At 42.1% G+C, this 23,497-nt stretch carries 19 protein-coding genes and 1 pseudogene; 8 read left to right on the top strand and 12 right to left on the bottom strand.

The features are described from left to right. The first annotated feature begins 5 nt into the window (after positions 1–5). Together ACT3S4_RS01725 and ACT3S4_RS01720 are read left to right on the top strand one after the other, a co-directional pair. Positions 6–623 (top strand): response regulator, encoded by a 618-nt coding sequence (locus tag ACT3S4_RS01725; RefSeq protein ID WP_444760286.1) that lies wholly within the window; start codon positions 6–8, stop codon positions 621–623. Between the two features lie 21 nt (positions 624–644). Further along, positions 645–1,877: pseudogene (locus ACT3S4_RS01720) on the top strand (IS3 family transposase). On the opposite strand, the gene ACT3S4_RS01715 reads toward ACT3S4_RS01720, so the two are convergent. After that, positions 1,878–2,519, bottom strand: a complete 642-nt coding sequence (locus tag ACT3S4_RS01715; protein ID WP_444760285.1) for an MFS transporter — start codon at positions 2,517–2,519, stop codon at positions 1,878–1,880. A gap of 322 nt (positions 2,520–2,841) precedes the next feature. Between ACT3S4_RS01715 and ACT3S4_RS01710 the strand changes: the two genes are divergently transcribed. Beyond that, positions 2,842–3,243 (top strand): DUF1971 domain-containing protein, encoded by a 402-nt coding sequence (locus ACT3S4_RS01710; RefSeq protein WP_444760284.1) that lies wholly within the window; start codon positions 2,842–2,844, stop codon positions 3,241–3,243. A 78-nt stretch (positions 3,244–3,321) separates the two neighbouring features. Here ACT3S4_RS01710 and ACT3S4_RS01705 read toward each other — a convergent pair whose 3' ends face one another. After that, the gene (locus tag ACT3S4_RS01705) at positions 3,322–4,449 is read right to left on the bottom strand and encodes an alkene reductase (RefSeq protein ID WP_238035363.1); all 1,128 of its coding nucleotides are present in this window, start codon (positions 4,447–4,449) and stop codon (positions 3,322–3,324) included. 178 nt (positions 4,450–4,627) lie between these two features. Between ACT3S4_RS01705 and ACT3S4_RS01700 the strand changes: the two genes are divergently transcribed. Beyond that, a complete protein-coding gene (locus ACT3S4_RS01700) occupies positions 4,628–5,524 on the top strand; it encodes a LysR family transcriptional regulator (protein WP_444760283.1) in 897 nt (298 codons plus the stop codon). Between the two features lie 141 nt (positions 5,525–5,665). Here the strand turns inward: ACT3S4_RS01700 and ACT3S4_RS01695 are convergent, their stop codons facing one another. Together ACT3S4_RS01695 and ACT3S4_RS01690 are read right to left on the bottom strand one after the other, a co-directional pair. Next, a complete protein-coding gene (locus tag ACT3S4_RS01695; RefSeq protein ID WP_444760282.1) occupies positions 5,666–7,600 on the bottom strand; it encodes an oleate hydratase in 1,935 nt (644 codons plus the stop codon). Between the two features lie 203 nt (positions 7,601–7,803). Next, positions 7,804–8,280, bottom strand: coding sequence for a hypothetical protein (locus ACT3S4_RS01690; RefSeq protein ID WP_444760281.1), 477 nt, complete (start codon positions 8,278–8,280; stop codon positions 7,804–7,806). 630 nt (positions 8,281–8,910) lie between these two features. On the opposite strand from ACT3S4_RS01690, the gene ACT3S4_RS01685 reads away from it, so the two are divergent. Then, on the top strand, positions 8,911–11,268 hold the full coding sequence (locus tag ACT3S4_RS01685) for an ATP-binding protein (RefSeq protein WP_444760280.1): 2,358 nt from the start codon (positions 8,911–8,913) through the stop codon (positions 11,266–11,268). 33 nt (positions 11,269–11,301) lie between these two features. Then, positions 11,302–12,240: a response regulator gene (locus ACT3S4_RS01680; RefSeq protein WP_444760279.1), complete on the top strand. Its 939-nt coding sequence runs from the start codon at positions 11,302–11,304 to the stop codon at positions 12,238–12,240. Positions 12,241–12,315: 75 nt separating this feature from the next. Here the strand turns inward: ACT3S4_RS01680 and ACT3S4_RS01675 are convergent, their stop codons facing one another. The 4 genes from ACT3S4_RS01675 to ACT3S4_RS01660 form a co-directional block, all read right to left on the bottom strand. Next, entirely contained in the window at positions 12,316–13,218 is a 903-nt protein-coding gene (locus ACT3S4_RS01675; RefSeq protein WP_444760278.1) for an urease accessory protein UreH domain-containing protein, read from the bottom strand. Positions 13,219–13,306: 88 nt separating this feature from the next. Continuing rightward, positions 13,307–15,610 carry a TonB-dependent receptor domain-containing protein gene (locus ACT3S4_RS01670; protein ID WP_444760277.1) on the bottom strand — a complete coding sequence of 768 codons (2,304 nt, stop codon included), beginning with the start codon at positions 15,608–15,610 and terminating at the stop codon, positions 13,307–13,309. Between the two features lie 467 nt (positions 15,611–16,077). Continuing rightward, positions 16,078–16,668, bottom strand: coding sequence for a hypothetical protein (locus ACT3S4_RS01665; RefSeq protein ID WP_444760276.1), 591 nt, complete (start codon positions 16,666–16,668; stop codon positions 16,078–16,080). 494 nt (positions 16,669–17,162) lie between these two features. Beyond that, positions 17,163–17,552 carry a hypothetical protein gene (locus ACT3S4_RS01660; RefSeq protein WP_444760275.1) on the bottom strand — a complete coding sequence of 130 codons (390 nt, stop codon included), beginning with the start codon at positions 17,550–17,552 and terminating at the stop codon, positions 17,163–17,165. A gap of 539 nt (positions 17,553–18,091) precedes the next feature. Here ACT3S4_RS01660 and ACT3S4_RS01655 point away from each other — a divergent pair. Further along, positions 18,092–18,352: a hypothetical protein gene (locus tag ACT3S4_RS01655; protein WP_444760274.1), complete on the top strand. Its 261-nt coding sequence runs from the start codon at positions 18,092–18,094 to the stop codon at positions 18,350–18,352. Positions 18,353–18,447: 95 nt separating this feature from the next. Here ACT3S4_RS01655 and ACT3S4_RS01650 read toward each other — a convergent pair whose 3' ends face one another. From ACT3S4_RS01650 to ACT3S4_RS01635, 4 genes are all read right to left on the bottom strand, one after another. Next, on the bottom strand, positions 18,448–19,155 hold the full coding sequence (locus ACT3S4_RS01650) for a hypothetical protein (protein WP_444760273.1): 708 nt from the start codon (positions 19,153–19,155) through the stop codon (positions 18,448–18,450). 448 nt (positions 19,156–19,603) lie between these two features. Next, a complete protein-coding gene (gene rluF, locus ACT3S4_RS01645; RefSeq protein ID WP_444760272.1) occupies positions 19,604–20,590 on the bottom strand; it encodes a 23S rRNA pseudouridine(2604) synthase RluF in 987 nt (328 codons plus the stop codon). 216 nt (positions 20,591–20,806) lie between these two features. Further along, on the bottom strand, positions 20,807–21,997 hold the full coding sequence (locus tag ACT3S4_RS01640) for a low temperature requirement protein A (RefSeq protein WP_444760271.1): 1,191 nt from the start codon (positions 21,995–21,997) through the stop codon (positions 20,807–20,809). A gap of 38 nt (positions 21,998–22,035) precedes the next feature. Beyond that, the gene (locus ACT3S4_RS01635; RefSeq protein ID WP_444760270.1) at positions 22,036–22,941 is read right to left on the bottom strand and encodes a LysR family transcriptional regulator; all 906 of its coding nucleotides are present in this window, start codon (positions 22,939–22,941) and stop codon (positions 22,036–22,038) included. A 144-nt stretch (positions 22,942–23,085) separates the two neighbouring features. Here ACT3S4_RS01635 and ACT3S4_RS01630 point away from each other — a divergent pair, with 144 nt between their 5' ends. Beyond that, positions 23,086–23,478 (top strand): DoxX family protein, encoded by a 393-nt coding sequence (locus tag ACT3S4_RS01630; protein WP_444760269.1) that lies wholly within the window; start codon positions 23,086–23,088, stop codon positions 23,476–23,478. Positions 23,479–23,497: the final 19 nt, after the last annotated feature.

The raw sequence follows: 23,497 nt of genomic DNA, 5'->3' as shown, positions 1-23,497 counted from the left end.
ATTTTATGACTACTAAAGTTTATACGTCTGCTTCTCCGGCTCGGCTGTTATTGGTCGATGATCATCCTATGCTGCGCCGCGGTGTCGCAGAACTGCTCAGTCTCGAAAGTGATGTCACCGTCGTTGGTGAGGCAAATAACGGACAAGAAGCGTTGGATTTTTTGGCAAACAATCCGGTCGATCTGGTCATTCTAGATCATAAAATGCCAGTGTTGACTGGTATCGAAACCTTAAGAGAAATCAAAGCCAGAAATATTGACGTGGCTACCTTGCTATTTACAGTTTCTGACAGCGGAGAAGACGTACAAGAAGCGTTGAAATTAGGGGTGGATGGTTATTTGCTAAAAGATATGGAGCCTGAGTTAATCATCGTCGATATTAGAAAAGTGTTGCGCGGTGAGCTGGTTATCAGTCCCAATTTGGCTTCAATATTGGCGCAAACATTACGTGCACCAAGCATTGAAGATATCGCTGGCAATCTCACCACTAGAGAGTTGCAAGTGATTCAAATGATTGCTGAAGGCTTAAGTAATAAAATGATCGCCAACAAACTGGATATCGCAGAATCCACAGTAAAAGTGAGCTATGCTGAAAAAACTGTAGAACCAAACTTGGTAAACTAACGACTCAATGAGGAGTTTATCATGACTAAGAAAATCAGAACCTATAGTGCAGCATTCAAAGCAGAGGCCGTTAAAAAGATAGCAGATAATGATGGCAATGTTTCAGTAACGGCAAAGCAGCTTGGCATCGCTATGCAGACCTTATCTAACTGGCAAAACAAAGCTAATAAAGGCAAGCTAATCGGTACTAAAGAATATGATCCTGAGCTTATGACTATACTAGAAGAGAATAAACGTCTTAAACGTGATCTCAAAGTTGCTCAAGAAGAGCGAGACATTCTAAAAAAGGCCACGGCGTACTTCGCCAATGAGGAACGTTAAGAAACAGTCTAGTAGACTGTTTTAGTGACGCAAGACGTAGGGCTATGCCCGCAGTGACAGTTGATGAAGTACGTCTTTATCAAGGATAACCAGAAAATATTTAGCATCACCTGCATGTGTCACGTATTAGATGTTAAGCCATCAAGCTATTACAACTGGATCAATCGTGGTGTCAGTAATCAGCAGATTCATCGCAATCAGTGTGAGTTGCTAGTTCGCGTGGCTCATGATGAGACTAAGCAGCGCTATGGCTATGAGCGATTGCATGCTTACCTTACAAGGCAAGGATATGCCATAAGTAAATATATGGTTAGACGCATTAAAGAAGAGTGCGGCATTAAATGCCGTCGCCATAAACGCTTTAAAGTCACCACCAACTCAAACCATAACAAGCTTATCTATCCAAACCGTCTAGAACAGAAATTTAATGCCAATCGCCCTAATGAGGCTTGGGTCAGTGACATCACTTATATTTGGACAGATGAGGGTTGGCTATACTTAGCAGGTGTTAAAGACTTATACACCAAAGAGCTTGTCGGTTACGCTATTAACAAGCGTATGACCGCAGATTTAGTATGCCGTGCACTCAACATAGCGATTAAGAATAAACGACCTACTAAAGGGCTAATCGTTCATTCTGACAGAGGCAGTCAGTACTGTAGCCATGCCTACCACAAGATCATTAAACAGCATCAGTTTACAGGATCTATGAGTGGCAAAGGCAATTGTTTCGACAACGCTCCGATAGAAAGTTTCTGGGGCGTATTAAAGAATGAGTTGGTGTATCACGAAGACTATAAAACAAGGTTCGAAGCCATCAGCGATATCATTGGCTATATTGAGCTGTACTACAACCAAACGAGGATTCAAAAGGGTTTGGGCTATAAAACGCCAAGACAGGTGTGGTTTGATTATTATCGTCAGGCTGCGTAACTAAAATCTCCCAAGTTTAAGTCTACGGGATTGACGGCAGGGGTCAGGGCCATCGGTGATTAAAAACCAATAGGCCACCCCATAAGCGGCCATCAGTAAGCCAGATAATGCAATTGCCCAGCGCCAACCGTCATCACCACCAAAGAACTGTAGCGCAACCGTAGGAATGGTAATCGCTGCGGCAGCTGAACCAAAATTACCCCAGCCTGCATAAAACCCTTCGGCAAAGCCAATGTCTTTTGGCTTAAACCAAAGGGCAGTCATGTGAATGCCAACGACGAACCCTGCGCCCACGATAGACATAAATAGGCGAGCGACGAACAGCTGCATTGCGGAATCACCAAAAGCGAAGAACCATGTCGGTATCGCCATGACGACCATCAGTATGGAAAACACGCGACGCGGACCGAAGCGATCCAATGCCATGCCAACCACCACTCGCCCTGGAATGGTCAAAGCAACGTTGGCAATGAGAAATAATTTGATATGTTCAGAAGTTAAGTAGCTTTCGGCCTCTAGCATAGAAGTGGCTAGTGGCGCCATATTGAACCAGACATAAAAGGTCAGAAAAAAAGCAATCCACGTATAGTGGAGCGCTCTTATATCACGGCGTTCAACCTCAAGTAGCTCTTTTGCATGCATGACAAGTATTCTCCACCGTCGAACTGGATAGTTTAGATGGAGTTAATGTAGCAATAAGTAAGCTCGCTAACCATTAGGCGAAAGCAGTATGAATGTCATTTCACATACTACTTAATGGGGATTAAAAAGTGGCTTTAATATCCTATATATTGATGGTTAACTAAGATGATATGAGGATAGTAATACATTTGAAAATATGATGCGCTATAGTAATAACCATTACTGTACGTGTTTTTCTCGTTTACCAATAAAATTTTATTCTCAAGTACGCTGTTAATAAAAAGGATTTGGATACACCCATCAAATTAGCCAAGGAGTTACCATGAGTCATACTGTCGCCTCAAACCCCATCATACCCAGCCATTGGAAAATAAAACGTTCGACCCACTTTTTTACTAAAGATAAAGTCCCAAAAGCCTTGTTGACTCATCACAATACGGCAGAGGGCGTATACGGCCAAATTTGTGTCATGCAAGGCACGGTAACCTTTTATGGCTTTGCTGATGAAGCCGCTACTGAACCTGAAAAAACCATTGTTATTAAAGCAGGGCAGTTCGCTGTCAGTCCGCCTCAATATTGGCACCGCGTAGAATTAAGTGATGATGCCCAATTCAATATTAATTTTTGGACAGAAGCGGATACTGGTAATAAGTCGCTGTTCAATAGCTCAAAGATACATAGCAAGCCTATCAAAGAGTTATTTGATCAGTCGGATGAATCATAAGGGCTATATATATGAATCAGCTATTAAAAATATCCTATTCATAAGCAAAAAAATAAGGCCATGAATGGCCTTATTGTATTAAGAGTTTTGATAATAAGGATAATCATTATAGCCAATTTCGGTGCCACCATACATCGTGGTAGGATCTGCCTCGTTGAGTGGCCAATGATTGGCAATGCGCTCAGGTAAATCGGGATTAGCAATAAAAGGACGACCAAAAGCAAATAAATCGCCATAACCTTTAGCTAGCATATGCACCGATTTTTCCGTCGTGTATTTACCCGCATAGATAATACGTCCTGAAAACTCCGCTCTGACGGCTTGATAAAACGTCTCTGGTAAATCAGGAGCATTGTCCCAGTCAGCTTCTGCAATAGATAAATAAGCGATGCCCGCTTGTTCAAGTACTTTAATTGCTTCAATATACGTATGATGTGGATCTGATTCCACCAGCCCTAAATATACGCGAGTCTCATCTGTGCTAGCAAACAGCGGTGCGAAACGTACGCCTAAGCGATCAGCACCAACCACTTCACTGACGGCAGCCACGATTTCTTTTAAGAAACGCAAGCGATTGGTCAATGAACCGCCATACTGATCATCACGTGTGTTGCTATGCTCAGAGATGAACTGATTCACCAAATAGCCATTGGCACAGTGCAGCTCGACGCCATCAAAACCTGCCTCCAATGCATTGCGCGCGGCTGCCGCATACATAGCGACCAGTTCACTAACTTCATCAGTACTGAGTGCGCGTGGCTCACTAGGATCGGCTAACGCGCCTGCACCTGGTGCTGTTTCGATAAATACTTTTACATTGTCAGCAGTGATAGCTGATGGTGCAATTGGCTGAGCGCCTTGTGGTTGTAAGCTGGTATGAGACACGCGACCCACATGCCAAAGCTGAGCGAAAATGATACCACCTGCTGCGTGTACCGCTTGAGTGACCTTTTTCCAGCCTTCGATTTGGGCATGCGAATGTATGCCTGGCGTCCACGCATAACCTTGACCCCTTGGCTCAATTTGCGTGCCTTCAGTGACCATAAAACCAGCAGAGGCGCGCTGTGTATAGTAGCTTGCCATTAATTCATTAGGAATATTGTCCGGTTGCGTGCTGCGAGAGCGTGTCAACGGTGGCATGACAATACGGTTTTTTAACGTATATGGTCCAAGTGTGACAGATGCAAATAATGGGCTGGTATCGATATTAGATGGTTCCATAAAACTCTCTTTTAAAACAAATAGATTGGGTTATTGTTTAAACCATTGAGCTTGTTTTGATGCTTTATTACTGCGTAAGTAAGGTTGGCAAGCATAGAGTTTTATGGATACAATCGGAAACAGGATTTTGTTGTTTAAGATACAATTATAAATGGTACATATTATGAATGGAATTAACCGACTTGATATCAAGCAGTTGCGAGTGCTACATGCGTTGCTTGATCTAAAAAATCTCTCACAAGTCGCGCGCAAAATGGGGCTGACACAGCAGGCAATCAGCGAACAATTACGTAAGCTGCGTGATTTGTTTGATGATCGTTTGTTTATTCGTCAAGGCAATAGCATGGTGGCAACTCCCAAAGCGCTATCGATGCAGCAACCCATTAGTCGTATATTAGAGCAGTTAGAAGCACTGTTAGAGCCAGATGTGTTTTCGCCGCAGATTTATAAAGGCGTATTTACGATTAGCGCGACCGACTATGCGACGCAGGCATTATTACCGCAGTTGTTTCATATAACGCGCCGCGCCGCGCCTGATTTGAAGTTAATCGTACGTGATTTTGCCTCAGACAATGTCAATCAGCTTATTGCGGCAGGCGAGCTTGATCTGCTGATTACTTTCCCAGAATTTATCCCTGATAACTTGGTTTATGTGACGCTGCTTGAAGAACAACATTTCTGCATTACTGGTTGCAATAATAGTTTTACAACAGAGCCGCTATCACTGGCGCAAATTGCCGCACACTCGCAGCTGGTGGTGTCACCTTCACGCGCTAACTTACGTGGTTCTCATGATCAGTGGTTTGCAGAAAAAGGTCTTAAACGAAATATCGTTATGTCCGTTCCTAGCTTTTCTGCGGTGCCAGATATCCTTTATACAACCGATATGATTGCATTTTATCCCTCGCGTTTATTGCCAAACAGTCGGGTTAAAGAGCTCAAAGTGGAAGCCCTGCCACCCACATTTAAGGTGATAGCAGCATGGCACCCACGTACCAGTCACAGTGGTATACACCGTTGGCTGATTGAGCAGTTACAGCAGTTATCCAAGTCTAACTAAGGCCTGTCCTCATTTCTATCTGCATTTTTAAAATGAATGCATCCCCTAGAGCGTTATCGCTTTTATTTTTCGTTATTAGTTTTACTAAAGCTATTTTCATCAAAGCTGCTTTTATCAAAACTAACATTACTTATGCCAGACCTACTTATGCCAAAGCCCTTTGATTGCTTCCCATTGCTGAGTAAATATTGAGTCATTGCCGTTGGTGGATTGATTGGCTTTTGGCAATATGTGCTCGTAATAAGTACCTTTAAGAAGCTTAGTTAATAGACCTTCGCCGATGAAACCTTTACCATCGTTGAGTGTATTCGCGGCTTTCAATAATTGACGGATATCGTATTGTAATGGGTTTATATCGGGGACTTGTTTTTGCACATTTAGTAGCTCATAAACTGCGACACGAGCAGTACGAACAGAGCTCTCCATGGTAAATACCACATCATTATGTGTCTCGACGAACTGACCGACTAGACCCATATTGACACAACCATCAGGGACTATCTCAGGACGATCGCCTTTAGCACGGGGCATAAACATCGAGGTAATGTAGGGCATATAAGCCGTTCTGACGATGGTATTGGCCATGATATTTTCTATATCATCGAGGATGCCAAGGTGATGACAGAGTTCGCTCAAGATCTCTTTGCCTGTACATTCTGTGATGGGTTTTTTGACATAATTGCCTTCTTTATCCATAAACAAGGCATATAGCCATACGACTAGCGTGTCTTCTGGCTGATCAGGGAAATGCGGTTGACGGTTACAAGTAAAGCTCATCAACCAGTTTGAATCCGTAATCGTAATAATGCCACCGGTCACTGTTTTACCCTTATAAGGATCGTTGACAGACAGAGTTTTGAGCTTATCAATAAAGGCAGACGGCTGGCAGGTCAACGTCGCCGACATCCAAGCAGATTTATCCACATGCTGATTAAATTTTTCTGGGTGACCAAAGACGGCAGATTGCTTAGCCAGATTATTCCATACTTTCCAACCAGACGATTGCCCCATGCTGTCTTTTGTGAAGTCTAGCGTCGGCGCAGTATTGTCATCACCATAGCGGGTATCTTCGGTCATGGAACCAGTCGTCACGATGACGAAATCATTGCTACCCATAGGAATGGTGGTTTGCTCACTCGCTTTCTCCGTGATGATCGCTTTGACCTTTTTGGTGCCTGTTACCTTGTCAGCATGCTCAAATTCAATGTCTAAATCGGTAACGAGCGTGTCATACTGAAACTGCACGCCTTTATCTTTTAAATAATTTTGTAGTGGCTTAACAAAGCTATCAAATTGATTATATCTTGGGAATACCAGCGCAGACATGTCGTTTAGACCGTCCAATGCGTGTAAAAATCGATGCGTATAAAGCTTAAACTCAAGTAAGCTGTGCCAGTTTTCAAAAGCAAACATGGTTCGCCAAAATGTCCAGAAGTTGCTGCTCAAAAAACTGTCATCAAAATAATCTTCAATAGTGATATCGTCTAGCTCTTCCTTGGGTTTTAATAGCAAGCGAATTAACGCGAGTTGGTTGGCTTTACTCAATCCCAGTTGACTGAAGTCTTTTATCTCGCCTTGCTTATGGATCAGGCGTGCAATAGAGTAATTGGGATCGGTGTCATTTGCTATGCGATACTCATCCAAGGTGCTATAAGGCGCAGGCATTTCGAGAGCGGGGATATCTTGGAATAAATCCCAAAAGTTTTCGTAAGTGAAATCCATTTCACGACCGCCGCGCACCATATAACCCGTTTCAGGATTGCCGCTACCATCTAAGGAGCCACCTGCCACGTCAAGATGCTCTAAAATAGTAATGTTTTCAGCGGGTACTTTGCCATCTCGGATGCAGTAATAAGCACTGGCCAAACCTGCAATACCGCCCCCAACAATATAAACCTTACTGTCCTGATAAGCGTCAGTGGGCGCCCCAATATTGCGCTGATAATTACCAATTTGGTCAGGAAAGGGTAAGCGCTTGCCTGGTATGTTTGCTACACGGGTTTTACTGGCATCAGGCTGATGGATAAATGTGTCGTGGTCTACCGGATTATTGATTTGAGTCTTTATAATTTTCATAGGTTCATCCTTATTGAGTAAGACTGATATAAAAGGTTATTTGACTAAAATTAAGGGTTTATAGACAGACTATAGGGTATTTTTATTAAACAATAATGACATCGGTTGAAAGTAATATAAGTACTTATTTGCCAAATTATGCGTTATCCATTGGCTAATGGCTGGCTATTTATGATGTGCTAACCACAATAAATTCTATGCAATTACGTAGGTGCTGTTTCATACGCTCCAGCAACGGCACAACCTTGATAGCTTTTATTATCATAAGTTAACGTCACCGTAAATTCATTCTGATAGCCATTATCATCGGTACAAATCTGGCTATTTATATTCATAATGATAGGTTTGCCGCTAACGGTACTCACGTATTCCACACCTTCGGCATAGGTCGAACGAGAGACAACGATGGTCGTTGGTTTCAAAAAATCTGCTTCAATGCTGAGTTGGTTGCCATCAATTACTGTGCGCCAACTTTTTTCTGTATTACCAAAAGCGGTGAATGCTGATAACGGTTCTTTGGGGCTGGACGGCTCCACGCTTAGCTGTTCGTCAGCGTTTTCTTTTGTTGTGTTGGTAATGATAGCTGTTGATTCTTTTGCCGTGGTTGGTGGATGACTACTACAAGCCATTAGTGAAAGACTGCTTGCTAAGCACAAAGTACTAAAAAACAAAGAGCGCATCGCTTTTCCTTTAATATTTAAAAGAGAAAGACTTTGTGAGCGCCTTTCTTTAGGGTTAGTTGAATAGCTGTATGAGCGAGTTATATCAAGCTCTGAGTGTACAACAGATAGGCTTTGCAATCAGTGATAAGTGACGGTGATCCGCGATATTATATAAAATACAAACACACCCTCTATATTAGTATTATTAATATAACATATGTATAAAATTTCACAGTACAGAACAAGATAAACTTGGTAGATTCTATAGTCATAGAGATATTGATGACATAAATAGAAAAATTAGGGACTGACTTGAATATGAAGAAGCCACTTAAAAAATAAGTGGCTTTTTTGTGCCTTGCAATAGCTGATAGTACAGCTATGCGCTCAATAAGCTGCATGATGTTATTGATGATAAAAAGAGAGCAGCGCTAAATGATTGCAAGGTTGTATTTACCAACCGCAAGCTAATTGTTGTTAATTAAAAGATGCTGGTCAACAGATAAGAAAACAAAACTTTTGTCATCATATTGTCATGATGGCATCGTATCCTTGAGCCCACTATAAATGGTGGTTTCGTATCACTGATGTCTTTATTCATTAAGTGATTCATTGATGATGGTAGACGCATCAATATAAGGTTTATCTATGAGTGTTGCTGGTCGGCTTGGTAGTATTTCCACACGCATGCTGATTATTTTAGCATTGGCTTTTTTACTAATTATCCTGATGGTGTACTGGGTCATCGAAACCCAAGCTAAGCCTCGTATACTGGAGATGACTTCAGAGACAGTGGTTGAAACGGGTAACGAAGCCATTAATAGCATTATGGCGAATATCAGCCATGTCGACGGACTGGCAAAGGCAACCAGTGCGATGGCGGGCGGCTTGCCAAAAGAAGACATACTTTATAGAGAAACCTTTGGTAATCTCATGCAACAGACCGATCAACGGATTGTGGGCGGCGGCGTGTGGTTTGATCCAAATATGTACGCTCAAAACCGAGAGCGCCAGTCCTTTGTGTGGGCGCGGGATGACTCAGGCAACATGCAACCGTTAGAGCAGTATAATCAAGTGCGCCAAACGCCGAGTCCCTATTATAGAGAGTGGTGGTACATTCCTGCGATGTACGCACGTCATGACCACTGTGTCTGGAGCCGTGCGTATGTTGATCCGCAAAGCAATCAGCCGATGATGACGTGTGCCAAGGCATTGTATGACAGTCGCAATCAGGCTTTTGATGGAGTGGTGAGCTTTAATCTGCTATTAGATAACCTCGATGACGCTATGAAAAAGTGGCAAGATAAGCTGGGTGGTTATGTCTTTTTGGTAGACTTGGACAATCGATTTTTGACCTTTCCTGATCAATCTATGGTCACGCAAGCGACTGAAGATAATCCGCAAGGCGAAATGGTAACCGCACATCAATTGGCCGAGAAACATTCAAGCTTTGCCCCTATTGCGGACAGCCTAGATAGCATTAATCAAACACTCATCGATGAGGCTGTTGCCAGAGATGAAAGTCGTTATACGCTCGCGGCACGTAGTATTTTGAGTACGACCAATCTTGATAAAATCAGCGAACAAGAATCCAAGTTGCTGTCAGCATTGCTGCTATTGAATATTGACCAAACGTTTAATCTGGTAGACAGTCACTTGATTGAGACCATCGCTGTGCCCAATGATTTTGTGTTGCAGCAGTCCGCCACCGCCTTTGTGTTTCGTATGCCATTTACCTATTGGAAGATGGTCATCGTCAAGCCCAATAATGACATGATGAGCGTAGCAAATGCGTTGTCGAACCAACTGATTCAAACCATGCTACTGGGTTTTATTCCTATCCTGTTGTTGACCGCGTGGGTGTTCCGTCGCTACTTTACGCGACCGCTAAAATATATGGCACTAGCAGTGGCTGATATGGGCGCATTAATTGAGCAAAAAAAATATCAACAATTAAGCGCCCTTAAATTGCCACACTCAAATGTCAGCGAAATTCAAATCATCAGCGAGCAGACCAACCAATTGATCGACCGCGTCGTCGAAAATGAAGGCGCGCTTGCCGAAATCAATGTCCATCTAGAAAAACAAGTCGCCGCCCGTACGCAAGACTTGCAGCAAGCCATGGATGAGTTAAAAGCCTCACAAGTGCATCTAGTGCGTTCTGAAAAAATGGCTACATTAGGTCAAATGGTGGCGGGCGTGGCGCATGAGGTCAACACACCGCTGGGCTATGTGCGTAGTAATATGGAGTTGGTCGGTGATAATCTCGTGCGTTTTGATGAGCTGCTACAGCATACCGATCAATTATTGCAGGCGTTAAAAGCGCCAACTATCAATCAAGAGCAAGTCAAGATACTGATAGAAGAGACTTTACAATGCTGTGAAGAGATTAAAGAAGATGAAGTCAGTGAAGATTTGGCAGATTTAATCAAAGATGGACTGTATGGCGTCGATCAAATTGCTGAACTGGTCGTCAGCTTGCGCGACTTTTCTCGACTAGACGAATCCAAAGTAAAAGATGTCGATATCAATGATTGCATCAATACCTCATTGATTATGGCTCGCAATAATTTAAAAACCTTAGACATCAATACCAATCTAGCCGAGCTGCCGCTCATTCAGTGTAATCCTTCACAAATTAACCAAGTATTACTAAACCTATTTAATAATGCCGCGCAAGCCATGCCGCCAGATCATAAAGGGACATTGCAAGTCAGCTCGTCTGTCGATGAGGCGCAGCAATATATCGTTGTATGCATTATAGACAATGGTGTCGGTATCGCAGAGCATATTTTAACGCATATCTTTGAGCCGTTTTTTACCACCAAAAAAGCAGGCGATGGCACAGGTTTAGGATTGGCCATTACGGCACAAATCATCGAACAACATGGTGGGCGCATTGAGGTTAGCTCAGTCGTTGGCACGGGCACGACGTTTACCCTCATGCTACCGATACAGTCTATCGCTTATGAAAAGAAACCTTTGCAAGCCTTGTTTGAAAGTTGAGAGACTTCCAACCATTTATTTAAAGAGAGCGTCATGCAAAAACCAAAAATCGCTTTTATCGATGATGAGCCGCGTATCTTGCGCAGCTTAAAAATGCATTTTCGCCAGTCACATGATGTATTTATTACTACCGATGCCACTGAGCTAATGGAATATATCAGCACGAATGAAGTACAAGTGGTCATCAGCGACCAACGCATGCCAGATAAGCAAGGTACGGAAGTATTGAGTGACATCAAAGCAGCTTCACCAAATACTATTCGTATCTTGTTAACTGGTTATGCGGATCTGAATGCTGTGATGGATTCTGTGAATGAGGGCGAAATTTATCGCTATATCACTAAGCCATGGCAAAATGATGAACTTAAAAAAATCGTTAATAAAGCCACAGAAATTGCTCAGCAAACGCAAGAAATCACACAAAACACTATGAAAAATGATGCAACTCAAAACCGTGTTAATAGTGGCACGGTTAGCAATCGCCATATATTGGTACTAGACGATGATGAGAGTGTCTATCAACAAATAAAAAGTCATTTTAAGAGCGCTTATACCGTGAGCTGGGCGAGTAACCTTGAACAGGCCGCAAAGTTATTACAAAAAAAATGCTTTGGTGTCACGATTACAGATTCGACGCTCAATAAAGAAAATATTACGCCCATCGTTTATGCCTTAAAAAATATCCAGCCAGATCTGATGGTTCTGATGTTGACTGAGTTCAAAGATGCCCATATGGTCATTGATTTAATTAATAAGGGTCAGGTATATCGCTGTCTACCACGTCCGACTAACTTCTCTATCATGAGTATCAGTCTTGATCGGGCTTTTGATCATCACGAAAGATTGGTGCAGCAGCCGATACTGGCAGCTCGTCATCATGTTGAAGAAGTGCCGGAGTCAGAGGCTTTTAACTTTTCTGAAAGGCTAAAAGGTTTCTTTGCTAAATTCAGAGGTTGGCGCATTAGTAGATAAAAAAATAGGGCACGCTAAAAATGCCCTATCCATAGTTTAAAATATCATTGCCTCCTATGTACATGAGAGACGTTTTTATTGCTCGTGATTCATTTGCTCGTGATTCATTTGCTCGTGATTCATTTGCTCGTGATTCATTTGCTCGTGATTCATTTGCTCGTGATTCATTTGCTCGTGATTCATTTGCTCGTGATTCATTTGCTCGTGATTCATTTGCTCATGGTTCATTTGCTCATGGTTCATTTGCTCATGGTTCATTTGCTCATGGTTCATTTGCTCATGGTTCATTTGCCCGTGTCCACCATGCATATTGGCCATGACCATCGGCACCGCTATGACGGCTAAGCCAGATAGCATCATGATTGCGCCATTCACTTGCCTTAGGCGCAAACGCCCGATTTGATTGCGCATCCAGTTGACTGTTTCGTGCGTGGCGACGAGCATGGGTACGGTTCCTAGACCAAAGACAAACATTAACACGGCACCTGTGAGCGGGTCATGACCGACGACCGCAATAAGTAATGCGCCATAAACGAGACCACAGGGTAAAAATCCCCATAATAAACCTGCTGTTAATGCTCGAGGAAAGGTGTTTAAGGGGAATACTTTTTGCCGCAGAGGTGATAGAGCTTGCCAAAAATGCATACCAAGACGTTCAAGCTTGTTTAAAAAAGGCAACCCTAGCATGGTTAATCCGACAAATACCAAGACCAACCCTAGTAGAATGCGAGGTGTGCTATTGCCAACCATCAGAGGGGTTAATACCGTGGTGCCAATCACTCCAGCAATTAAGCCCAATAGGGCATAACTGAGTAAGCGCCCCAAATGATAAGTCGCAATGAGGCCGCGTTTTTTTGCTGGACTGGTTTCTTTCATCGATAGTCCGAATGCGGTGACGATACCGCCACACATACCTAAGCAATGCGGCGAACCAAAAAATCCCATTAAAAATGCTGCAATTAATAGTGCCATAGTCATGAAGGTGCTTCCTAAGATATAAGATAAATAAAATCTGTTGAAGGTTTAATCGTTATGTTAGTCAGTTAATGACCTATCTTAATGACACCTAGAACTTATAGTTGACACCCACATATAATGATCGTCCCGCGCCAGGAACGGCAGTACCCCAGTTAGAACTGTTGCCTATTTCGCCATTCATCGACATGGTTTTGCCTTGACCCATGTATGCGCCCCCTAGAGGTAGGTCATGGTTTTTATCAAATACGTTATCGATACCAGCCTCAATCGATACCTCTTTAAACTGATAGCCTGTACTGAGATTTAAGAGACCATAACCCGCCGTTTTAATTTCGTTACGAGGGGTTGAGATATCATTTTTAGCCGCGACGCCCACCACTTCGATTTGGTTTGTCCAACCGTTATTTTCCCGATTCAGGGCAACACTGCCATTGAATGGCATGATGTTATATAAGTCTGAGCCGCTGTCTTTATTTTCCCCTTTGGTATAGCTTAAGGAGCCTACTATATCCCAGTGCCCCCAAGCATTTGCTGCCAGCTGCCGATTGGCTGAGATATCTATGCCATATATCTCAGCATCTTGGTTGGTATAGCGCAGCACATTATATTGATTCGCTGTTTGAGTGCTAGCTGCTGTGTTTGCCATGGGGTTCCACTGTATGGCATCGACATAGTCATCAATTTTTGAATAGTAAGGAGTGGCTTTGATGCCCCAGCTATCATCAGCACCGCGCCAGTCTAAGGTGGCAGATAGAGTGTTGGATTTTTCTGGGCGTAGATTAGGATCACCAAAATAGCCATTACCGTCACCAACGGTATTATTCATGATGGCCGCCATTTTCCAAGTGGACCAGGTATAGCGTTCATATAAGCTTGGCGTGCGCTCTTTGTGCGATAGACCTAAGGCTAGATTTTTTTGTGAATCAATGTCGTAGCGTGCGAGTGCAGTAATATCAAAGTTGTTATCGGTGGTTCGGCGGTCACTGGCATTAAAGTTAGCGCTATCTCGCAGCTGATTGGTCATATTGTTTTGACCATCGATTTGATAGCCATGTACTTCATCAGCACTGGTACGTACGTTTTCATAGCGAGCGCCAAGCTGGGTGCTCCAGTCAGGCGAGATGTCTTTTTCCCATTCGCCATAGATACCGATACGCTGACGCTGACCATTGTTGATATTTTGAAAGTCATTTGGCGACATCATACCGTCGCCAGATGCCGCCCATGTGTCATCAAGGGTATAGTCTTGATATTCAGCACCTATATTGAGCGTGCCTTGGTTGGTTAAATCAATAATACCTTTAAGATTGGCACCGATGGTCTCGCTACTGGTGTACATCGGCATACCTTTGGCATTACCGTACACGAACTGTTTGTCTTCCCCAAAATTCATATAGTGATCGACATCTTCATGATAGGCCTGTGCTTCTAACTGCCCCCAATTTAACTCGCTTTTGTAGCGCAAATTAATGCGGTCAAGCTGATTGTCGAGCATGTCCATCCGCTGATTTGGATATAGCTCTTTTGGGATGTTTTGCCACAGATAAGTGCCTTGTAGCAGATGATTGCCGTTCTTATAAGCCACATCTACTGACTGGTTTTTGCTTTCATAGGCGGTTGAACCAACTTCGTCTTTCGCTAAGGTTTTACCAGCGCTCCCTGTCTCTGTATAAGATTTAAAATCACCACCAGCTTTATAATTATCCGCCTGCGCAAAGCTGCCTTTATAGGTGAGGCTAAGCTGCTCGTTTGCCGCTGTGGTAGATAAGTTAGCACCATAGGCGTCACCATTACTACGATAAAATGTGCCGATTTCACCTGAAGTTAATATGTCGCTATCCGTTGAAAACATAGGCTCTGCTGTTTCGACGACGATGGTACCGCCAATACTATTACCACCGACACTCACAGGCGTCACACCTGCATAGACGGTGGTCTTCTCTATAGCGCTGGGCGCAATATAAGACAAGGGTGAGTTCATACTGTTTGGACAGGAGGCGATTGAGTCAACGCCATCCACTAAGATACGCAGACGGTTGTCCGCCAAGCCTCTCATCACGGGCAAGTTTGAGATACCACCGGCACTTTGGACATTTAGACCAGGTATTTTTGTCAGTATGGTGGCCGTATCACTGCTTGCCACTTGTTTACTGTTAATAAATTTTTGATCAAGGGTGGCTGCTGTCCCAAGTGCATTGGTACTAGAGCGCTTATCTGCTGCTGTCGCATAAACGACGATTTCTGGCAATTGAATATGTGGCTCATCATTAGTAGTAGGCATGTGCGCCTTTACGGTTGTGGAATCCGCATAAGCGCTACTGATATGCAATAAAGACAAGGCTAAAACACTTAGTTTTAAAATAGGTACAGCGTTCATTGACGAAGATAACATCTTACTTTCCTAGAAATTCGCAAAAATATTTTATGACATCGGTTATTCAGTTTTTACCAAGAGGCAAGGTAAGCCAAGCCATTTATGGACTTAGACTAAGCATTTACCGAATATTTTCCGATATAAATAGATAGCATTTTGAGCACAATATTATGAGCACAGTTTTGAGCGCAATGTTTTAGGTAAACGCATACAAGTGCCTCAATCAGAGCGTCAAATGAGCGCGTTGATTGAGAGCATTGTCACTAATGCTCTAGGGCGTGTCCTCAATTCAATTGATTACTTTCGAAATGGGCTAAAAATGGCTAAATTTTGCCAAACATCATCAAATAGCTTATTAATATCTCGATATTATTTGCGCTACTTTCCTTGTTTGACAGCAATTTATCTCATGTTTATCACCATTTTTAAAATGAGGACACGCCCTAAAAATATTGGACTATAAATGTGGATAATTATGTAGATAGTTATGTGAGTGTGACTGGTGGAGCGCGTGCGAGGGGGCGTAAAAAATTACTAGGATAGTAAGTATGTGAGCGATACAAAAACGTGACTGAGACAATAGACAGCTCAATCAAAGCCGAGTCAGTATGTGTAAAAGCGACTGGCAATAGTGCCGCAGACATGGCAGTGCAAAGGTCACAGCCAGTGTATTTTACGGCATCAGGGTTAGATTCAGAGCTTGCAACCTTATCTTTGCTATATGAGGCTTCCTGCGAAGGTGCGACGTCAACCGTTATGACTGGCTCAACGGTCGCAGGCGATGTTAAAGATAAGGATGCATTATGATGAAGGAGATGACGAGCGGCACTATCAATGGGTATGTTGTGATTCGTTTGCGCAATATCAGTCTGTATTTGCTCATACTGCTTAGCTGCCGATACAATCGGTGCAAGCTCTGCACAGATACTATGACCTAAGTGGGCATTATCATCCCATAGAGGTGTGAGCAACAGCGTGATGTGCATGATCCAAGCAAAACATGCGACCAACATGCCGAACCACATCGTTACCGGTGATGAATATCGTAAAACAAGCTTGCGGCGCTTAGTAGACATGATAGGGTCATCGTATTACCAGCATGCTGATGATGCATAGGTAACATTTATAAGTAAGGAGGTGTGCTAACTTGAAACGTCAGTTTAAAGCATTTTAGAAAGAATACTTAACAAAATAGACATTATCATTAACAATGCCATTCTAAGACAAGGGGTATGCTCTTTACAAGTCTTGTATAGAGATATATCGGGCATTCTAGAGAAATCGGGCATTCTAGAGAAATCGGTCACAGCGTCGTCATGTTTGCTCAGCCTTCTATTTTCCGTACTTTAATTTTCCGTATTATCCTTTGCTGTACCTATTCATCTTGTACTGAGAAGACTATATGACTGAAGTAGCTAGACGATAACCAAGCAAATGGGAAAGAGCTAATAAAACCCAGCGGAAAAGATAGGCTAATGTAATGCGGAGTGCGATTTTTTGTTTTACGCGACCAATATTGATGGTGGTAAAGACTTAAAAATAGTGAGATTTTTCGGTAAAAAAGAACAAATTAACAACTATTGCTCTCTATATTGTTTTTCTCGATAATATCGATTTTTCTCTCTAATTCTATAATCTGTAACTTACAGCTCTTATAGTGATCTTCTTGGTTGCCCTCTATGTCCTTAAGGGTTCTTTGATAGATACGGTTGTACAGTGAGGTTAGGGCTTTTTTAATTGCTTTGATTTCTTTTGAAGATAAATCCATTTGTTTATCAAAATCAGGTGCTTTTATTTTTGCACATAGCTCAAAAAGTGTGAGATTAAAATCTTGATAGTATTGCTGCACTGAGTTTTCTGTTGATTGATCGCTATATTGGATGTTTTTTTTCATCAGAATGAGCAAAGCACTATCAATCAAGTTTTTTTCATAATCTGTCAAACATAAGTAATGGTTCATTACATTGATTCTCAGTTATTTCAAAATTGCTATTCAGAAGGCCATCAGTTGGCTACTTTAAAAAAATCCACATGCCAAAGACCCTTGCAGAATACTTATCTAGCCTACTTGGTTTGGTATTTACTCTTTAAAAGTCTTTATTGTGATGCGGCATATCGTCAATGGCTTTGAATAATCAACGCATTTTATAGGGTGAAAATGAAAGTATCGTGACAACGTCTACGCTTTATAAAAAATATGCCAAAGCCAGTCACCCTAAGCTATATATAAGATATCTTTTCATTCGCTATTACTTGCCTGTCTAGAAAAGCGCCAATATGACGCTTATAGCGTACCACTTAAGAAACCTTCCCTCATTAAGGTTACCTTTCTTTAATCTTCATAAATCTACTTAACGTTTGCATCATTTATCATTCTCGTTGTCGATAGAGCAGATTTTTATCATGATGCTTTTTATCACGTGAATGCTTTACTCGATATTGAGTAAGGCAGTTTCAACCACAACTCATAACCAATATGACTTTATACGAGAAAAAATAATGAAAAAAATAATGATAAGTTCAATTCTAGCCATTACTGCTTGCTTCACAATGGTTAGCCAAGCAAGTGCTGCGCCGCAAATTGCTAAACATCATGTTGCTCAAGTGAAGCATCAAAAGGTCAATGCAAAGTTTGGTAATAAACATCAGCATGTTAAAAAAAAGGCAGTAATGTCAAAGCATCAATCAAAAAAACCAGCGGCTCATCTCAAAGCAAAAAGCAAATATCAAGCTAAGCATACTCATGGACATCGTTCTTAATCGTTCAGCTTACTGATATAAAAATAGCGCCCATACTAGGCGCTATTTTTTTGTTTCGTTGTTATGTAATAAGTGCTATGTCACAAAGATAATCACTACTGACTGTTTAAAGTAATCGTCTTAGTAGTACCATTACTACTAGGCTGACTCAGTGTCACTTTGCTTGCTAAGATATCGCCTTTGGCATTGATCTTGTAGCATTCTGATGAAGTACCTGCAGGGTCAAAGCTGAGTAATAGATTGCCTGAGGTTTCTATACAGAACCATGCGGTATTATTCGTATCACGCGACAAAGACCAGTCTTGGTTATAAGTCCCTATCTTATTACGCATACTGCTATCGGCATAGACATTTTCCGTCAGTAGCTTACTAGAAGCGCCCACCGTCGCCATTTTAGGAATGGTGGTCGTCTGGTTAGATAGTGAGTATTTACCTGTACCGTCTGTAAAACCATGGAATATCAGTGGATTCAGGGTGAAGTAATTGATAGCGACTGATTGATTGGTGATTTGATTATTCATCTTATTAATGGTGTTTATTTCGGTACCTTGTACAGACTTATTATTAAATACCATACTGCCTTTAGGCGTCACTTGAATCTCTGCTGACACGCTTTGACTGCCGACAACCGCAACTAATTTATCACTGCGTTGTTTGGTATAGATGTTGAGCATGGCAGTCTCAACAGGGTATTGAGTGACGATACCATTGACATTATTGTTTTGACCCGTGTTCCCTGTCATTCCACCAGCACAAGCGCTTAAACCTAGTCCTGCTGCAATACATAAACTTAGTGTCTTCATTATTTTGTCCTCAACTTTTAAATGTATGATTCGATATCTACTATAATCGAATTTTTAAATAATGACATCTGCTAACTGTCTTAGACTCTGCTATTTTTAGTCGACCTATACCAACGGTACTTTGTGAAATTAACGATAGATTACTGAGAGATTACTGGTGCAAAGCGATGACAGTCGCCAACGATTTTATAGTATGCCAGCGCCGCAGCAATTATGACCAAATGTTCTATCGATACCGCATTAAGAGAGTTTAATGACTTAGTAGAGCAGGGGATGCCGCAAAAATTTCAAGCTTCGGGGTGTCGTACGAGTTATGAGTTGGCTTTATAATAAAAATTATTTGGTTGAGAAATACTGCACAAAAAGCCAGACAATTTAAGTTGTCTGGCTTTTTGTGCAGTATTTCTTATCAGCTGTCTTAACCATTACCCATCGATCTATGGTTGCGCTACCGCTTAGAACTTCGACCTTTTGCAGGGCGCTTACCATTTGCAGCAGGTTTGCCATTGCCCACAGCCTTCTTGCCATTACCAAAAGGACGTCTATCTTTACCTTTAGAACCCGCTGGTTTTCTAGCATCATCCTTGGCGTGTTTTTTATTGCCCTTTGCTGCCCCCGCTGATTTTGAAGACGTTTTTGTCTTTGATGAATCATCAGTACGAGCATTTTTTCGTGGCGCATTACGAGGTTTCTTGCCCGGATTACTGGCATCTGAAGAAGAACCTTCTATGGACTTAAGTAAAACAGACAACTCTTTTTCGGTTAAATCTCGCCAATCTCCAACGGGAGTACCTTTAAGACTGACATTCATAATCCGCGTACGCTCAAGCTTCACCACTTCATAGCCAAAATGCTCACACATACGACGAATTTGACGGTTTAAACCCTGCACTAGCGTGATGTTAAACACGGTGGGTGCCACCTTAGTAACCGGGCATTTCTTGGTCATCTTCCCAAGCATTGGCACGCCACCAGCTAAACCCTCAATAAAACTATCTGTTATCGGCTTGTTCACCGTCACCAAATATTCCTTCTCGTGGTTATTACCAGCACGAAGTACTTTATTAACCAGATCACCATTACTGGTCAAAAAGATTAAACCCTGAGAGTCTTTATCCAAACGTCCAATTGGAAAAATACGTGTACTATGTCGAACGAAATCAACGATATTATCTTTTTCTGAAGCTTCTGTAGTGCTCACAATACCCACGGGTTTATTCAAGACAATAAACACAAAATCATCCGCCTCTCGCGGCTCAATGAGTTGCCCGTTGACTTTTACCGTATCTCCAGCAACCACTTGATCGCCTACTTGAGCACGCTTACCATTGATGTATACATTACCTTGTTCAACAAAGCGGTCAGCGTCTCGCCTGGAGCAAATACCGCTTTCGCTGATGTATTTATTTAAACGAGTTGAGGAAGCGTTAAACATAAAGCACCGTTTTACCTGATAAGCAGCATTTTTTTACTAAGAAAAAAGCCTAAATTAAAGGGGTTATCAACAAAGAGATGGCTCACATTATATAGGAAATTCAATATCCATTTCGGGAGAGAAGGGCAAAACCTTAGAAATATATCCAGTATCGTATTTGTACCTATTAAAATCAATATTATCCCAATTTTGTTTCTACGGATTTGACGGTAGAGCTTAGGCTTGCCACTGCTTATTGTCTTGATGAAAGTACCACGTCATTATTATAGGCGCGAGCAGGCTTAACCAAATACCATAAGTAATCGATAGCCCTTGCGCTACTACGGTATAGCTCAGCAAAACAATAAAGGTGGCAAGAATAAGAGCGGTCATATTGTGACTTGATTTGCGGCACATCAAGGCTCGAAGTAAGGTTAGGGTCACTAAAAAGCCAAATAGCATTATCATCAATAATCCCATAGCATAAGGCTGGGTGACCGTACGATTTAGAGTATCTGCCCAAGCATCGGTCACTAAATTAAGCGCGCTGCCTAACGCAGCAAGTGTAGCGAAAACAAAAAAGTGCCCATAGCCAAATAAGAATAAATCATAACGGCGACGCTCATTGTTCAAAATAGTACCAAACGGGATCGTAAAATAGAGCCACCATAAGGCAAAAACCAATGCTACAAGGCTTGAACCTAATAATATAATAGCGCTAGCAGCAGACTCGGAGTTGACTAAAAAGGTGCGAATACTATTACTAACTCCTAGCACGCCTTCGCCTAAAACGATAATGGTCAAGAGACCATAACGTTCAGCCATGTGATGAGGATGCCAATTGATGTTCTGTGCGGCACGCGCCCATATTGGCATCAGTAATTCAGCCGCTATAAATAAAAATAACGCAGGCGTTTGTATCGAAGCAGGTAGAAACAACCAAAGTATCCAAACACTTTGTAGCGTTAGTAAGCCAATAATACTGCGACCAGCCACCCGTTTGTGACCTTCTACTTGGCGATAGACACGCCACCACTGGCTACAGCTGGCCAATCGCATGATCGCATAACCAGTGACTCCTATCCATGTTAATCCTTGCTCGAAAAACTGATTGATGTTGGCGGCAATCATTAATGAGCCAAACATTTGTAGCAATACTGAGAGACGATAGTACCAATCATCAGGATCGTAGCCGGAAGCAAACCATGTGAAGCTCGTCCAAGCATTCCATAAAATAAAGAAGGCTATAATAAAGGTCAAAAACCCTAAAAAGTCATGCTCAAGCAAGCGCTGGTGAAGACCGCTTGCTGCTGCTGAAACGGCAATGACGTAGACTAAATCAAATAATAACTCAAGCGTTGTTGATGCCCGATATGGCTCATTGGGATCGCGGGCACTTATGTTATTGAGAGCAGGTATAGTGTTCATTTAAGCTTGTCCGTTAAGTGTTGAGCCGTAAATGCTTATCAAAACTTATCCCAGTACGGATTATCACCAAAACGCTCGGCAATGAAATCAATGAGATAACGACAACGTTGCGATAAAAATCGATTTTTAGGATAGACCGCATAAGCGTTTAAAGTAGGTAATTGATACTGCTGGAGGATAGGCACAAGCTCACCGCTGATTAAGGCTTGATACGTAATAAAAGTTGGCAGAAAAGCAATACCATGACCTTTGACTGCCATCTCCCGCAAAAAGTCCCCATTATTGGCTTTGATTTTACCGTTTACGGCGACTTGATGTTTCTTACCTTGCTTATCTATCAGTTCTATCGCGCTAGATTTACTCATACCATATTGTAAAAACTCATGTTCTGACAGATCGTCAAAAGTCTTTGGCGTACCCATTCTCTCTAAATATTCGGGACTGGCGCATAACGCATAACGAATCAGTGCTAGACGTTTGGCTTGATAACTGGAATCTTGCAACTCTCTAATACGAATCGCTAACTCGAACCCTTCCTCAATCAAATCAGTATGCCGATCAGAAAAATCTAGCTCAAACTTTAACTCAGGATGCTGATTGGCGTATTCATCGATGACATCGTTTAAATGCATTAAACCAAAGGACAGTGGCGCAGTCATCTTTAATGTCCCTTCGATACGCGTCGGAGTACCACTCGTTTCTTCATTCAGCGCATCCACTTCACTGAGTATATGGTGCACCTTTTGATAATACTGCTCACCAGCTTGGGTTAAGTTTGATTGACGCGTGGTTCGGCTAATCAGTTGACTGCCCAAGCGCGTTTCTAACTCTTTTAAACGCCGGCTTACCGCAGATTTTGCGATGTTCAGTTGTTCTGCGGCTTTGGTAATACTGCCTGCTTCGACAACACGCACAAACATTGCCATATCTTCTAATTGTCCCATGTAAACCACCTCTTAATTGTTCTACAAATAAGAACTTACATTTGTAATTATCACGGTTTATCTAATTATAAGCAACGAATACAATACTACCGTCGCATAATCAAATAAAAGCTTAAAAAAACATTCTATTACTGGAGAAAACCCATGGACAACCTGCAAGCGTTAAGCGCGCCAATTGGACGCCTTTTTTTATCAATGATTTTTATCTTTTCAGGCTTTACCAAAATTACCGGTTATGCCGCTACTCAAGGTTATATGGAAGCAATGGGTGTACCTGGGATGCTATTGCCTTTGGTTATTGCTGTTGAACTTTTCGGCGGCCTTGCTATTCTCTTTGGTTTTAAAGCGCGCTTAGTAGCGATTTTAATGGCTGGTTTTAGCGTTGTCTCAGCGCTGCTTTTTCATCAATTCTGGATAGATGAATCACAGATGAACCCTTTCATGAAAAACATTGCGATGGCGGGTGGTTTCTTGATGATATTTGCTCATGGAGCAGGTGCTTATTCAATTGATAACAGTAATCATCGCAGAATATAGTAGAGTAAATGGCTGAGAA

It is taken from the genome of Psychrobacter sp. AOP30-A2-5 (genome assembly GCF_052378115.1).
Lineage (GTDB): Bacteria > Pseudomonadota > Gammaproteobacteria > Pseudomonadales > Moraxellaceae > Psychrobacter.
This window is presented reverse-complemented; position numbering and strand designations above follow the sequence as displayed.